Source organism: Klebsiella pneumoniae, from assembly GCF_000742135.1.
Lineage (GTDB): Bacteria > Pseudomonadota > Gammaproteobacteria > Enterobacterales > Enterobacteriaceae > Klebsiella > Klebsiella pneumoniae.
Genome location: NZ_KN046818.1, coordinates 1516259 through 1531718 on the forward strand (window position 1 = coordinate 1516259; position 15460 = coordinate 1531718).

At 57.7% G+C, this 15460-nt stretch carries 12 protein-coding genes; 5 read left to right on the plus strand and 7 right to left on the minus strand.

What is annotated here, in order from left to right:
* Positions 1–95: 95 nt before the first annotated feature.
* Complete coding sequence (aqpZ, locus tag DR88_RS17930; protein WP_002896434.1) at positions 96–791, minus strand: aquaporin Z; 696 nt, start codon at positions 789–791, stop codon at positions 96–98.
* A 419-nt stretch (positions 792–1210) separates the two neighbouring features.
* Here aqpZ and DR88_RS17925 point away from each other — a divergent pair, with 419 nt between their 5' ends.
* The 3 genes from DR88_RS17925 (at position 1211) to macB (ending at position 6068) form a co-directional block, all read left to right on the plus strand.
* Positions 1211–2869, plus strand: a complete 1659-nt coding sequence (locus DR88_RS17925; protein WP_004176693.1) for an ATP-dependent endonuclease — start codon at positions 1211–1213, stop codon at positions 2867–2869.
* A 146-nt stretch (positions 2870–3015) separates the two neighbouring features.
* The gene (gene macA / locus DR88_RS17920) at positions 3016–4131 is read left to right on the plus strand and encodes a macrolide transporter subunit MacA (protein ID WP_002896440.1); all 1116 of its coding nucleotides are present in this window, start codon (positions 3016–3018) and stop codon (positions 4129–4131) included.
* Positions 4128–6068 carry a macrolide ABC transporter ATP-binding protein/permease MacB gene (macB, locus tag DR88_RS17915; protein ID WP_004147781.1) on the plus strand — a complete coding sequence of 647 codons (1941 nt, stop codon included), beginning with the start codon at positions 4128–4130 and terminating at the stop codon, positions 6066–6068. Before macA ends, macB begins: the two co-directional genes overlap by 4 nt.
* A gap of 76 nt (positions 6069–6144) precedes the next feature.
* Here the strand turns inward: macB and cspD are convergent, their stop codons facing one another.
* Complete coding sequence (gene cspD / locus DR88_RS17910) at positions 6145–6366, minus strand: cold shock-like protein CspD (protein ID WP_002896516.1); 222 nt, start codon at positions 6364–6366, stop codon at positions 6145–6147.
* A gap of 325 nt (positions 6367–6691) precedes the next feature.
* On the opposite strand from cspD, the gene clpS reads away from it, so the two are divergent.
* Together clpS and clpA are read left to right on the plus strand one after the other, a co-directional pair.
* The gene (gene clpS / locus DR88_RS17905; RefSeq protein WP_002896520.1) at positions 6692–7009 is read left to right on the plus strand and encodes an ATP-dependent Clp protease adapter ClpS; all 318 of its coding nucleotides are present in this window, start codon (positions 6692–6694) and stop codon (positions 7007–7009) included.
* A gap of 30 nt (positions 7010–7039) precedes the next feature.
* Positions 7040–9319, plus strand: a complete 2280-nt coding sequence (gene clpA / locus DR88_RS17900) for an ATP-dependent Clp protease ATP-binding subunit ClpA (RefSeq protein WP_002896522.1) — start codon at positions 7040–7042, stop codon at positions 9317–9319.
* 119 nt (positions 9320–9438) lie between these two features.
* Here clpA and infA read toward each other — a convergent pair whose 3' ends face one another.
* From infA to trxB, 5 genes are all read right to left on the minus strand, one after another.
* A complete protein-coding gene (infA, locus tag DR88_RS17895; protein ID WP_001040187.1) occupies positions 9439–9657 on the minus strand; it encodes a translation initiation factor IF-1 in 219 nt (72 codons plus the stop codon).
* Between the two features lie 353 nt (positions 9658–10010).
* Positions 10011–10712 carry a leucyl/phenylalanyl-tRNA--protein transferase gene (aat, locus tag DR88_RS17890; protein WP_002898014.1) on the minus strand — a complete coding sequence of 234 codons (702 nt, stop codon included), beginning with the start codon at positions 10710–10712 and terminating at the stop codon, positions 10011–10013.
* 44 nt (positions 10713–10756) lie between these two features.
* Entirely contained in the window at positions 10757–12478 is a 1722-nt protein-coding gene (gene cydC, locus DR88_RS17885) for a heme ABC transporter ATP-binding protein/permease CydC (RefSeq protein ID WP_004147784.1), read from the minus strand.
* Positions 12479–14245 (minus strand): heme ABC transporter permease/ATP-binding protein CydD, encoded by a 1767-nt coding sequence (gene cydD / locus DR88_RS17880; protein ID WP_032443820.1) that lies wholly within the window; start codon positions 14243–14245, stop codon positions 12479–12481.
* A 114-nt stretch (positions 14246–14359) separates the two neighbouring features.
* Entirely contained in the window at positions 14360–15328 is a 969-nt protein-coding gene (gene trxB, locus DR88_RS17875; RefSeq protein WP_002898019.1) for a thioredoxin-disulfide reductase, read from the minus strand.
* Positions 15329–15460: the final 132 nt, after the last annotated feature.

Consider the following 15460-nt stretch of genomic DNA (forward strand, 5'->3'; position numbering starts at 1 on the left):
GATGAGAATAGCGCCCATGACACTACCCAAATCACCGGGCCGAGTAAAGCTGTCGCCAGAAAGAAAAAGCCCGGAGACCCGGGCTTTGAAAAGCGTTAATCGCGTTTTTCCAGCAGGGTGCGATACAGCACGCCGCCGAGGATCCCGCCGACGATTGGCATGACCCAGAACAGCCACAGCTGCTGCAGCGCCCAGCCGCCCTGGAAAATTGCCACCGCGGTGCTGCGCGCCGGGTTGACCGAGGTGTTGGTGACTGGAATGCTGATCAAATGGATGAGGGTCAGCGCCAGGCCGATGGCGATGGGGGCAAAGCCCGCCGGCGCATGTTTATCGGTCGCGCCATGAATAACCAGCAGGAAGCCGCAGGTCAGGACAATTTCAATGACGATAGCCGACAGCATAGAGAAGCCGCCCGGGGAGTGTTCGCCATAGCCGTTGGAGGCGAAGCCGCTGGCGGCGGCATCAAAGCCGGCTTTACCGCTGGCAACCACGTACAGCACCGCCGCGGCAATAATTCCGCCGACCACCTGAGCGATAATATAGCCAATGACCTCTTTTGCCGGAAAACGGCCGCCGGCCCACAGGCCTAAGGTGACCGCCGGGTTGAAATGCCCCCCGGAAATATGGCCGACCGCAAACGCCATGGTTAATACCGTTAAGCCAAATGCCAGCGCGACGCCGGCAAAACCAATACCCAGCTCGGGGAAAGCCGCGGCGAGCACGGCGCTACCGCAGCCGCCAAATACAAGCCAGAAGGTGCCGAAGCATTCGGCTGCTAATTTTCTGAACATAACCACCTCAATTAAATTGTTTACGCGCACGAGCGGACCGTGCCGGTCTTTATTTATCGTGATAAGGGATGACGATAAAAATAAAGCGGCGTTATTCTAGAGATAATCGCCATCCCGGAGCCAGTTAAATATATTGATATTATTTGATTTAGGGCAAGGTGAGTGGATTCCTTTTGCCAGTTTAGCCTTTCCTTTATCCATGGAAGATTATCAATAGTGTAGATCATAACGCCTGAAATAAAACTATTTTGTTTGATGAATAATCAACAGCCGGTAATAGGCGATAAGTGAGTAATTTTATGAATATATTTAATCCGCTGAATATGAGCCACGGATGCGATTAAGCAGAGTGTCATCTTGCCTCCGCCCTCGCTATACTGTTGATTACTGAAGGAGAGTGGTGGTGTAGCGGAGGGGATATGCTTCTTGAGCGCGTAGAAATCGTCGGTTTTCGCGGTATCAATCGTTTGTCGTTGATGCTGGAGCAAAATAACGTCCTGATCGGGGAGAACGCGTGGGGGAAGTCCAGTCTGCTTGATGCGCTGACCCTGCTTTTGTCGCCGGAGTTCGATCTTTATCACTTTGTTCGCGATGATTTCTGGTTTCCCCCGGGCGACATCCAGGGGCGCGAACACCATTTGCATATTATCCTGACCTTCCGCGAAACGGAGCCAGGCCGCCATCGGGTCCGGCGTTTCCGTCCGCTTCAGCGCTGCTGGGTGCCTTGCGATGACGGGTATCACCGGGTGTTCTATCGCCTGGAGGGCGAGCTCGCCGAAGATGACAGCGTGATGACCCTGCGGAGCTTTATCGATGGTGAAGGCGAAGCGTTGGTGCTGGAGGAGATTGATGAGCTGGCCCGACACCTGGTGCGTTTGATGCCGGTGCTGCGCCTGCGCGATGCGCGCTTTATGCGCCGCATCCATAACGGGACGGTACCGCACTCGCCGCAGATAGAGATCACCGCCCGTCAGCTGGATTTTCTCTCCCGCGAACTGGTCAGCCATCCGCAAAATTTATCGGACGGTCAGATCCGTCAGGGGCTATCGGCCATGGTGCAACTGCTTGAGCATTACTTTGCCGAGCAAAGCAGCGCTCAGACGCGGCATCGCCTGATGCGGCGGCGCTCCCATGATGAACAGCGCAGTTGGCGTTATCTGGATATTATCAACCGGATGATTGACAAGCCCGGCGGGCGCAGCCATCGGGTGATCCTGCTGGGGCTGTTTGCCACCCTTCTGCAGGCGAAAGGGACGGTGCGCCTCGATCGCGACGCGCGACCGCTGCTGTTGATTGAAGATCCCGAGACCCGTCTGCATCCGATCATGCTTTCCGTTGCCTGGCACCTGCTGAATTTGTTGCCGCTGCAGCGTGTGACCACCACCAACTCCGGAGAGCTGCTGTCCCTGACGCCGGTAGAGCAGGTCTGCCGGCTGGTGCGTGAGTCGACGCGGGTATCGGCGTGGCGGTTGGGGCCGGGCGGAATGAATGCCGAAGAGAGCCGGCGCATTGCTTTTCACATCCGCTTCAATCGCGCCTCATCGCTCTTCGCCCGCTGCTGGTTGCTGGTGGAGGGAGAGACGGAAACCTGGGTTATCAACGAACTGGCCCGGCAGTGCGGTCATCATTTTGATGCTGAAGGGGTTAAGGTGATCGAATTCGCCCAGTCCGGCCTGAAGCCATTGATCAAGTTTGCCCGCCGGATGGGGATCCAGTGGCACGTGCTGGTGGACGGCGATGAGGCGGGGAAAAAATATGCCGCGACGGTACGAGGTCTGCTTAATAACGATCGCGAGCTGGAGCGCGACCATCTGACCAGTCTGCCGGCGCTGGATATGGAACACTTTATGTATCGTCAGGGATTTGATGACGTTTATCATCGGGTGGCGCAGATCCCGGATAATGTCCCGATGAATATGCGGCGGGTGATCACCAAAGCCATCCATCGCTCATCCAAGCCGGACCTGGCGATTGAGGTGGCGATGGAGGCCGGCCGCCGTGGCGTGGACGCTGTGCCGACGCTGCTGAAGAAAATGTTCTCACGGGTGCTGTGGCTAGCCCGCGGTCGTGCCGATTAATCTCACCGCCGTCGTCATTTACGGCGGCACAAAGCTCTCCGGCAGCTAAACAAAACCTCATTGACGCGAAAAATGGGTGTCCTGTTGCCAACGGGTTTCGATAGAATCACCGCCTGGAGCGGCAGGGAAACAGCAGGAATCGGAATATGAAAGTGAAGGGAAAACGCAGGACCGTCTGGTGGCTGTTGGCGATCGTTGTGCTGGGGCTGGCTATCTGGGGATGGCGGATCCTCAATGCGCCGCTGCCGAACTACCAGACGCTGGTAGTTCGCAAAGGGGATCTTCAGCAGAGCGTGCTGGCCACTGGCAAACTGGATGCCCTGCGAAAAGTTGACGTCGGCGCCCAGGTCAGCGGACAGCTGAAAACGCTGCACGTCAATATTGGCGATAAGGTTAAAAAGGATCAGTTGCTGGGGGTTATCGATCCGGAGCAGGCGCAAAACCAGATTAAAGAGGTGGAAGCGACGCTCATGGAGCTGCGCGCCCAGCTCAATCAGGCGCGCGCGGAGAGCAAACTGGCGCAAGTGACTCTGGCCCGTCAGCAGCAGCTGGCGCAGCGCCAGCTGGTCTCGCGGCAGGACCTTGATACCGCGGCCACCGATTTGGCGGTGAAACAGGCGCAGATCGGCACTATTGAAGCGCAAATAAAGCGTAACCAGGCGACGCTCGATACGGCGAAGACCAACCTCGATTACACGCGGATCCTGGCGCCGATGGCCGGCGAAGTGACGCAAATTACCACCCTGCAGGGACAGACAGTGATCGCCGCCCAGCAGGCGCCTAACATTCTGACGCTGGCGGATCTCAGCACCATGCTGGTTAAAGCGCAGGTCTCTGAGGCGGATGTCATCCACCTCAGACCGGGGCAAAAAGCGTGGTTTACCGTGCTGGGCGACCCGCTTACCCGTTATGAAGGTAAACTGAAAGACATTCTGCCGACGCCGGAAAAAGTGAATGACGCCATCTTCTATTATGCCCGCTTCGAGGTACCGAACCCGCAGGGGATCCTGCGCCTCGACATGACCGCGCAGGTGCACATTCAGCTGGCTGAGGTGAAGAACGTGATTACTATCCCGCTGAGCGCCCTGGGCGACGCGGTAGGCGATAACCGCTACCACGTTCGACTGTTGCGCACCGGTGAGGTCAAAGAGCGTGAGGTTATCATTGGCGCCCGCAATGATACCGACGTCGCAGTGGTGCAAGGTCTGGAAGAGGGCGACGAAGTGATCGTCGGCGAGAGCGCGAGCGGGGCGGCAAAATGACGGCGCTGCTTGAGCTGCGAAATATACGTCGCAGCTATCCTTCCGGCGACGGCAGCGTTGAGGTCCTGAAGGGGATCACCCTCAGCATCCATGCGGGTGAGATGGTGGCGATCGTCGGGGCCTCCGGCTCGGGAAAATCGACGCTGATGAATATCCTTGGCTGCCTCGACAAACCCACCAGCGGCACCTATCGGGTGGCGGGAACCGATATCGCGCAGCTGGATGGCGATGCGCTGGCCCGTCTGCGGCGGGAACACTTTGGCTTTATCTTTCAACGCTACCATTTGCTGTCCCATCTGACCGCCGCGCAGAATGTCGAAGTGCCGGCGGTGTATGCCGGCAGTGAACGGCGCGCGCGCCTGGCGCGCGCTCATGAGCTGCTGGTGCGGCTGGGGCTGGGCGAGCGCGCCGACTATCAACCGTCACAGTTGTCCGGCGGTCAGCAGCAGCGGGTCAGTATCGCCCGCGCCCTGATGAATGGCGGGGAGGTGATCCTCGCTGATGAACCGACCGGCGCGCTGGACAGCCATTCCGGCGAAGAGGTAATGGCGATCCTGCACCAGCTAAAAGCGCAGGGGCACACGGTCATCATTGTGACCCACGATCCGCAGGTCGCCGCTCAGGCGGAGCGGATCGTCGAGATCCGCGATGGCGAGATCGTCCGCAACCCGCCCGCCAGCCGCCAGGGCGGCGGACTGCGCGCCCGTCCGCAGGCGGAGCCTTCGGCGTGGCGTCAGTTTACCAGCGGCTTTCGCGAAGCGCTGGTGATGGCCTGGCGAGCGATGGCGGCGAATAAAATGCGTACCCTGCTGACCATGCTCGGCATTATTATCGGTATTGCCTCGGTGGTGTCGATCGTGGTGGTGGGGGATGCCGCCAAGCAGATGGTGCTGGCGGATATTCGCGCCATCGGCACCAATACCATTGATGTGTATCCTGGTAAGGATTTTGGCGACGACGACCCGCGCTATCAGCAGGCGCTGAAGTATGACGATTTGCTGGCGATCCAGAAGCAGCCGTGGGTGCGCTCCGCCACGCCGGCGGTTTCAAAAAGCCTGCGCCTGCGCGCCAACAATATTGACGTTGCCGCCAGCGCGGAGGGGGTCGGTCCACAGTATTTTAATGTCTACGGCATGACCTTTAGCGAAGGCAATACCTTCAATGAACTGCAGCTCAACAGTCGGGCACAGGTGGTAGTGCTCGACAGCAATACCCGTCGGCAGCTGTTTCCCAATAAAGCGAAAGTGGTGGGAGAGGTGATTCTGGTGGGCAATATGCCGGCCACGGTGATTGGCGTTGCGGATGAAAAACAGTCGATGTTCGGCAGCAGCAAAATTCTCCGCGTCTGGTTGCCCTACACCACCATGGCGGGAAGAGTAATGGGCCAGTCGTGGCTGAACTCCATCACTGTGCGCGTTCATGAAGGCTACGACAGTGAAACCGCAGAGAAACAGCTGCTGCGTCTGCTGGAGCTGCGGCATGGTAAAAAAGATGTATTCACCTGGAATATGGACAGCGTCTTGAAAACCGCCGAAAGGACCACACATACCTTACAGCTGTTCCTGACATTGGTGGCGGTGATTGCCCTGGTGGTCGGCGGGATTGGCGTAATGAATATTATGCTGGTGTCGGTGACCGAACGAACCCGGGAGATCGGCATCCGCATGGCGGTTGGCGCCCGGGCCAGCGATGTGCTGCAGCAGTTTCTCATTGAAGCGGTGCTGGTTTGCCTGGTCGGTGGCGCGCTGGGCGTAGCATTGTCGCTGATGATCGCCTTTATTTTACAGCTGTTTCTCCCCGGCTGGGAGATTGGTTTTTCTCCGCTGGCGCTGCTGACGGCGTTTCTCTGTTCGACGCTGACCGGGGTGCTGTTTGGTTGGCTGCCTGCGCGCAACGCGGCGCGGCTCGATCCGGTGGATGCCCTGGCGCGAGAATAGGCGGGGCGAGAAATAAAAATGCCAGTCAGAAGGACTGGCATTTTATTAGCAGGATGTACACAATGAAGCAAAAGAGTTATGCAGCCGTTTCCGCTTCCACAGGGACGATCACGCTGGCGTGATTGCCTTTTGGCCCCTGGTGAACATCAAACCGAACGGCTTGTCCGGCTTTTAGCGTTCTGTAACCATCCATCTGGATGGTGGAGTAATGGGCGAAAATGTCTTCGCCGCCGCCCTCAGGGCAGATAAAACCGAACCCTTTGGCATTGTTGAACCACTTAACAGTACCCATTTCCATACTTCGACATCCTTCGTAAATCTTTATTAGTAAGATGGAATGAACCGGTGGTGGAGTGACGAGTTGTTCAATTGCTCGCCAACTCTCGCCACTACAATTTAGAGAAATACGAAAACGCGTCAAGCGATTGAGGAGGGGGAACGGCGAAAAATGCGTCAAAATTTGAAGCAGTTAACGCTATTGCCGGGGAATGTGACAGCCGTCGCGGATAGAAGCGATAGATGATAGTTATCTATGATCTATTGTAGATTTGTGATGAGCATAACCTCTGGTCATCGACAGGCCTCCGCCTGTTGGCAACAGCAACCGATGATGAACACTGACGATGAGTAAGAGAGATTGGCTGGACTTCGAGCACCTGGTTGACGACGAAGTTCGTGATGCGATTAAACCGCCATCTATGTATAAAGTGATATTGGTCAATGATGACTACACTCCGATGGAGTTTGTTATTGACGTGTTACAAAAATTCTTTTCTTATGATGTTGAACGTGCAACGCAACTGATGCTCACGGTTCACTATGAAGGTAAGGCGATTTGTGGCGTGTTTACCGCGGAAGTGGCGGAGACCAAAGTCGCTATGGTGAATCAGTACGCGAGGGAGAACGAGCATCCATTGCTGTGTACGCTGGAAAAAGCCTGAATACAGGCATGAAAATTGGGGGAGGTGCCTATGCTCAATCAAGAACTGGAACTCAGTTTAAATATGGCTTTCGCCAGAGCGCGCGAGCACCGTCATGAGTTTATGACCGTCGAGCACTTGCTGCTGGCTCTGCTAAGCAACCCCTCGGCCCGTGAGGCCCTGGAAGCGTGTTCAGTGGACCTGGTGGCATTGCGTCAGGAACTTGAAGCCTTCATCGAACAAACCACACCCGTTCTGCCAGCCACGGAAGAAGAGCGCGACACCCAGCCGACGCTAAGCTTCCAGCGTGTGCTGCAGCGCGCCGTCTTCCACGTACAATCTTCTGGCCGCAGCGAAGTGACCGGCGCCAACGTGCTGGTGGCGATTTTCAGCGAGCAGGAGTCGCAGGCCGCCTACCTGCTGCGTAAACATGAAGTGAGCCGTCTTGATGTGGTGAACTTCATTTCTCATGGTACACGCAAAGACGAGCCGAGCCAGTCTTCCGATAACAGCGGAAGCCAGCCTGGCAATGAAGAGCAAGCCGGCGGGGAGGAACGTATGGAAAACTTCACCACCAACCTCAATCAGCTTGCTCGCGTCGGCGGTATTGATCCCCTGATCGGCCGTGAAAAAGAGCTGGAGCGCGCGATTCAGGTCCTGTGCCGTCGGCGGAAAAATAACCCGCTGCTGGTGGGGGAATCCGGCGTCGGTAAAACCGCGATCGCCGAAGGCCTTGCCTGGCGTATTGTGCAGGGCGATGTGCCGGAAGTGATGGCCGACTGCACTATCTACTCGCTCGACATTGGCTCTTTGCTGGCAGGGACCAAATATCGTGGCGATTTTGAAAAACGCTTCAAAGCGTTGCTCAAACAGCTGGAGCAGGATACCAACAGCATCCTGTTTATTGATGAAATCCACACCATTATCGGTGCGGGGGCGGCGTCTGGCGGCCAGGTCGATGCGGCTAACCTGATCAAACCGCTGCTTTCCAGCGGCAAGATCCGGGTGATCGGCTCCACCACTTACCAGGAGTTCAGCAACATCTTTGAAAAAGATCGTGCGCTGGCCCGCCGTTTCCAGAAGATCGATATTACCGAACCGTCGGTGGAAGAGACGGTCCAGATTATCAACGGCCTGAAGCCGAAGTACGAAGCGCACCATGATGTGCGTTATACCGCCAAAGCGGTGCGTGCGGCGGTAGAACTGGCGGTGAAATACATTAACGATCGTCATCTGCCGGATAAGGCGATTGACGTCATTGACGAAGCGGGCGCGCGGGCGCGCTTAATGCCGGTCAGCAAGCGTAAGAAAACGGTTAACGTGGCGGATATCGAATCAGTGGTGGCGCGCATTGCGCGGATCCCTGAGAAGAGCGTCTCCCGCAGCGATCGCGACACGCTGAAAAACCTGGGCGACCGTCTGAAAATGCTGGTCTTTGGACAGGATAAAGCCATCGAGGCGCTGACCGAGGCTATTAAAATGGCGCGCGCCGGGCTGGGCCATGAGCACAAGCCGGTGGGATCGTTCCTGTTCGCCGGGCCGACCGGGGTCGGGAAAACCGAAGTGACCGTCCAGCTGGCGAAGGCGTTAGGGATTGAGCTGCTGCGCTTTGACATGTCCGAATATATGGAACGTCATACCGTCAGCCGTTTGATCGGGGCGCCTCCGGGCTACGTCGGCTTCGATCAGGGCGGGCTGCTGACCGATGCGGTGATTAAACATCCGCACGCGGTATTGCTGCTTGATGAGATCGAAAAAGCGCATCCGGACGTGTTCAACCTGCTGCTGCAGGTGATGGATAACGGGACGCTGACCGATAATAACGGCCGTAAAGCGGACTTCCGCAACGTGGTGCTGGTGATGACCACCAACGCCGGGGTGCGGGAAACCGAGCGTAAATCGATTGGCCTTATTCAGCAGGACAACAGTCCGGATGCGATGGATGAGATCAAAAAGATCTTTACGCCGGAGTTCCGTAACCGCCTCGACAACATCATCTGGTTCGATCATTTGTCTACCACGGTGATCCATCAGGTTGTCGACAAGTTTATCGTCGAGCTGCAGGTCCAGCTGGACCAGAAAGGCGTCTCCCTGGAAGTGAGTCAGGAAGCGCGCGACTGGCTGGCGACGAAAGGCTACGATCGGGCGATGGGGGCACGTCCAATGGGACGCGTCATTCAGGACAACCTGAAAAAACCGCTGGCGAACGAGCTGCTGTTTGGCTCGCTGGTCGACGGTGGTCAGGTCACTGTCTCTCTGGACAGCGACAAAAATACGCTGACTTACGACTTCCAGAGCGCGCCGAAGCACAAACCGGAAGCGGCCCACTAAGGCGATATCTTCAATGTAAAAAACCGGCCAGGGGCCGGTTTTTTTTTGCTGACGGCAGAAATGAAAAGACCGGGAATTATCCCGGCCTTCAGCATCTGACGCCTTAGGGGCGAAAACAATCAGCGACTACGGAAGACAATGCGGCCTTTGCTCAGGTCGTACGGGGTCAGCTCAACAGTCACTTTGTCGCCCGTCAGAATGCGGATGTAGTTTTTACGCATTTTACCGGAGATATGCGCGGTTACCACGTGACCGTTTTCCAGTTCTACGCGGAACATAGTGTTAGGCAACGTTTCAAGTACGGTGCCCTGCATTTCAATATTGTCTTCTTTGGCCATCTAGTCCTCTGGGGTATCACTACCGTAGTTTTGAACCGGCAAGATAATGCCGAAGTTCATCATGTAAGTAAAGTTTTACGTATCTACCCTGAATCATTCACCTTGCCGCAAGGCGCATAGTCAGCGCAGCGGCTACGGAAATATGACGGGTATGAATCGCCGAAGTAGTTTTGGCGCATTGCCCGGGACACACACGGCCATGCCGCGTGACAGGCGCAAACGTAAAGGGGAGTGACAGAACGATGGGCGTTATCTGACTCTTATTATTCCCAAACGGCGGCGGGGCAACAGGCAGAAGCTACTCTACCGCGCAATTATACCATCCTGACGCAAAATGTGCTGAAAACATTTTATTATCCGCCAGGAAATAGCACCCGCGGCACCCAAAATCGCTCGGGCAGTCGGTAGCCGCGTAATACCGACAGATAGTCCAGATAATCGCGGCGGGGAATATCCACTGCGCCTAATGACGCGGTATGGTTGTTCAGTACCTGACAGTCAATTAATTTACCGCCGCTGTGCGCAAAGTCCTGGCAAAATACCAGCAGCGCGGTTTTGGAGGCATTTTCCGCCCGGCTAAACATCGATTCGCCGCAAAACAGCGCTCCCTGCGCTACGCCGTACATTCCTCCCACCAGGGTATTCTCCTGCCAGACTTCAATGGAGTGGGCATGACCCAACTCATGCAGCTGGTGATAGGCGCGAACGATACTGCTGGTTATCCAGGTGCCTTCGTCACGATCGCTGGCGCAGCCCTCAATCACTTCGCCAAAGGCGTGGTTGAGCGTGACCCGGTAGGGCGAACGCTGATGAAAGCGCTTCATGCTGCGGCTGAGATGGAATTGCTCTGGCCAAAGTACCGCCCGGGGGTCGGGCGACCACCAGAGGATCGGGTCGCCGGGGGAAAACCAGGGGAAAATACCACGCTGATAGGCCATCAGCAGCCGCGCGGGGCTCAGATCGCCGCCGAGCGCCAGCAGGCCATTAGGTTCTCGCAAGGCGCCTTCCGGAGAGGGGAAGGCGATAGAGTGCCGGGAGAGCTGAACCAGACGCATTTTAACCTCAATACGCATCAGCAAAAATTAGATAATAGAATAGCCTACAGACGCTGTTTAAACTGGAAGTACCGGCCCTGTTTAGCGAGCAGATCCGCGTGACTACCTTGCTCAATTATCTGGCCGTTGTCCATGACTATTATCTGATTAAAACCCGCCAGGCCCCGCAGGCGATGGGTCACCATCAGCACGGTTTTGTCGCGCATGACATCTGCCAGCAGATGCAGGATCTGGCTTTCGGTGGCCGCATCCAGACCTTCTGTCGGTTCATCGAGCAGCATCAGCGGCGCATCGTGGAGCAGCGCGCGGGCAATGGCCAGTCGGCGCAGTTCGCCGCCGGAGAGCTGACGCCCGCCTTCGCCCAGCCAGCCGTTAAGACCACCATCTTGCAGCAGTTTTTCGAGGCCCACCTTCTCAAGGGTAGCGCTGAGATGAGCGTCATCCGCTTCAGGCGCCGCCAGCAGCAGGTTGTCGCGCAGGGTGGCGCTGAACAGGTGCACGCGCTGCGGCACTACGCTCATTGCCTGCCGCAGAGTGGCTTCGCTGAGGCCGGAGAGCGGCTGATTGTTGAGCAGAATCTCTCCCTGTGACGGGTCCCAGGCGCGGGTAAGCAACTGCAACAGCGTCGATTTTCCGCAGCCGGTCCGGCCAAGAATGGCGATGTGCTCTCCGGCGGCAATCTGCAGGGAAATATTCTCCAGGGCAGGGGAGGGCTGCTGAGGATAGCGGAAGGTGACCTCCTGAAGCGTTAGGGCCACCTGCGCTGGCGGACTGGCTTCATCTTCGACAAAGGTGACCTCCGGCTGCTGGTCGGTAATCTGCGAGATCCGCCGCGCGGAGGCCATCACCTGGCCTAAATGCTGGAAAGCGCCAGTGACTGGCGCCAGGGCTTCAAAAGCCGCCAGCGCGCAGAATACGAATAGCGCGATCAGCGCCCCGGGCTGACTATTGCCGCCGACGCCGTCTGAGGCCAGCCAGAGCATGGCCACCACGGCGATGCCACCGATTAACAGCATTACCGCCTGCGAAACCGCGGTCAGCTCGGCCTGGCGCCGCTGTGCATCCTGCCAGCTCAGCTCGGTCTTTTCCATTTGTGCGCGGTAGCGGTCGCTGGCGTTAAATACCATCAGCTCCGCCTGACCCTGCAGCCAGGCGGTGAGCTGTTGGCGATACTGGCCGCGCAGCTGCGTCATACTTTCGCCGGCTGGCTTACCTGCGCGATAGAACAGCGGCGGCATAACCAGCAGGGTCGCCAGCATGATACCGCCGAGCGTCAGCGCGAGGGTGACGTCGAGCAGACTTAATCCGCAGGTGACGACCACAATCACCACCAGCGCGCCGACCAGCGGCGAAATGACCCGCAGGTAGAGATGATCCAGGGTGTCAACGTCGGCTACCACCCGGTTGAGCAGCTCACCCTGGCGAAAGCGCGCCAGCCCCGCCGGAGAGAGGGGAAGCAGTTTGCTGAAGGTGAAAACGCGCAGGTGCTGCAGCACGCGAAAGGTAGCGTCGTGGCTGACCAGGCGCTCAAAGTAGCGCCCGGCGGTACGGATAATTGCCGCGCCGCGAACGCCCGCGGCAGGCAGCATATAGTTAAAACTGTAGATCCCGGCGACGCCCACCACCGCTGAAGCGGAGAGGAACCAGCCGGAGAGCGTCAGCAGGCCGATGCTGGCCAGCAGGGTCACAATGGCCAGCACGACGCCAAGCAGCAGCATCCATTTATGGCGCTTATAGAGCGCCAGATAGGGTAAAAGTGCGCGCATTTAAATCTCCTCCTGACGATGGGCCAGCAGCGCCGAGAAGACCCCACCAGCACGGGCCAGCGTGGCGTAGTCGCCTTGTTCGATAATCTGTCCGTCCTGCATCACCCAGACGTCGTCCCAGTCGGCCAGCCCCTCGAGCTGATGGGTGACCAGCAGCGTGGTTTGCTCACTGGAAGCGTGGATCAGGGCCTGCATGACTCGCTGTTCGCTATGGGCGTCAAGGCTGGCGGCAGGTTCATCCAGCAGCAGCAGGCGGCACGGCACCAACAGCGCGCGGGCGACCGCGATACGCTGCGCCTGGCCTACCGACAGACGCCCCGCCTGATCGCCTACGGCGGTATGGATCCCCTGCGGCAGCAGGGCGATAAACTCGCTGACCCAGGCCTTGTCCAGCGCCAGCCTAAGCTGTGCTTCGCTAGCTTCGGGCCACGCCAGCAGCACGTTTTCCCGCAGCGTGGCGGCAGGTAACTGCGGATTCTGTCCTACCCAGCTCAGCAGGCGGCGCCAGCGCTCAGCGTCCAGCTCGCGCAGCTCTACGCCGTTGACCATCAGCGACCCCTCATAGGGCAGAAAGCCGAGCAGTGTATTCAGCAAAGAGCTTTTCCCGGATCCGCTCTGGCCGACCAGCACCACGCGAGCGCCGGCGGGCAGCGCAAAATTAAGCGGCCCCGCCAGAACTTTACCTTCCGGAGATTTGATCACCAGGTCGCGCGCTTCCACGCTAATCAGATCGTTGTCATTTAACGTTTTCTCGCCACGCTCTACCTGGGTCAGCGGCGTTTCCATAAACGTTTTCAGGCTGTCTGCGGCGCCCACGGCCTGAGCTTTGGCATGGTAGAAGGTACCCAGGTCACGTAACGGCTGGAAAAATTCCGGGGCGAGGATCAGCGTCAGGAATCCCGCCATCAGCGTGACGCCCGCGCCATAGTGGCCGAAGTTCAGCTCGCCAAGGTAAGAAAAGCCAAAATACACCGCTACCAGCGCAATGGAGAGGGAGGTGAAAAACTCCAGAACCCCGGAGGAGAGGAAGGCCAGACGCAGGACTTCCATGGTGCGTTGGCGAAAATCCTGCGAAGCGTCGCGAATATTATCGGTTTCTGCCTGACCGCGATGAAAAATACGCAGGGTTTCCATGCCGCGCAGGCGGTCGAGGAAGTGGCCGCTGAGGCGGGCCAGCGCCTGGAAGTTACGCCGGTTGGCGTCGGCGGCGCCCATCCCGACCAGCGCCATGAAAAGCGGGATCAGCGGGGCGGTGCCGAGAAGGATCAGCGCGGCGGCCCAGTTAATCGGAAAAATAGTAATAACGATCAGCAGCGGTACGCAGGCCGCCAGCGTCATCTGGGGCAGGTAGCGGGCATAATAGTCGTGCATGTCGTCGATTTGCTCAAGAATAAGCGTTGCCCAGCTGCCGGCCGGTTTGCCCTGGATCCACGCCGGGCCTGCCTGCTGGAGGCGGTCAAGAACCTGGCGGCGAATTTCATAGCGAATATGCTGCCCGGCCTGAAAGCCGACCCGCTCACGCAGCCAGGCCACCCAGGCGCGTAGTATAAAGATCAGCACCAGCAGCGTGAGCGGCAGCAGCAGGGCGGTCGCTGGAATATTCTCCATTACCATCCGGTGCAGGATCCGCGCCAGGAACCAGGCCTGCGCCACGATCAGCAGACCGCTCGCCACGCCAAGCAGGCGGGAAATCATCAACCAGCGACGGGAGATAATGCTTTGCTGTTTTAACCAGCGGGTTAACTCTTGTTGACGGGTTTTATTCATTGCGCGCTTTGCAGGTGTCGTTATCGGAGTATTGGGCACGGCAATGTTACATCGCAGCAAAAATAAAGGCGACTTTTCGTCGCCTTCTTTACCTTTGTTACTGACTTGTAAAGATTATTTGCAAGCGTCAGCCAAACCGTCGAGGTAACGCTCCGCATCCAGCGCCGCCATGCAGCCGGTGCCCGCAGAAGTGATGGCCTGACGATAGATATGGTCCATGACATCGCCGGCGGCGAACACGCCCGGGATGCTGGTCTGGGTCGCATTGCCGTGGATACCGGACTGCACTTTGATGTAGCCGTTCTCCAGCTCCAGCTGGCCCTCAAAGATGGCGGTGTTCGGGCTGTGGCCGATGGCGACAAATAAACCAGCCACTTCCAGGGACTCGACATTGTCGCTGTTTTTGGTATCGCGCAGGCGCAGGCCGCTGACGCCCATCTGGTCGCCGGTCACCTCTTCGAGGGTACGATCGGTATGCAGCACGATGTTGCCGCTTGCCACTTTATCCATCAGGCGTTTAATGAGGATTTTTTCCGCACGGAAGGAATCGCGACGGTGGATCAGGTGTACCTCAGAGGCGATATTCGACAGATACAGAGCCTCTTCCACTGCGGTGTTGCCGCCGCCGATCACCGCCACTTTCTGGTTGCGATAGAAGAATCCGTCGCAGGTAGCGCACGCGGAAACGCCGCGGCCTTTGAAGGCTTCTTCGGAAGGCAGGCCCAGGTAACGGGCGGAAGCGCCGGTGGCGATGATCAGCGCGTCACAGGTGTACTCGCCGCTGTCGCCTGTCAGACGGAACGGGCGGTTTTGCAAATCGACGCGGCTGATATGGTCGAAAATGATCTCGGTTTCAAATTTTGCGGCATGCTCGTGCATGCGCTCCATCAGCAGCGGACCGGTGAGATCGTTCGGATCGCCTGGCCAGTTTTCCACTTCCGTCGTGGTGGTCAGCTGACCGCCTTTTTCCATCCCGGTGATCAGCACCGGCTGCAGGTTGGCGCGTGCGGCATAGACCGCCGCGGTGTATCCCGCAGGTCCAGAACCAAGGATAAGCAGTTTACTGTGTTTGGCTGTGCCCATGAGATCCCCATAATAATTGGCATACATTGGGCTGGGATTGTAGGGAATTTGTTGTCGTAAAAAAAGAGCACAGCGATTTTGTTAACGATGTGTGCAATAGAAGCTGCCAATGAATTGGTGATTTTCCCGGCA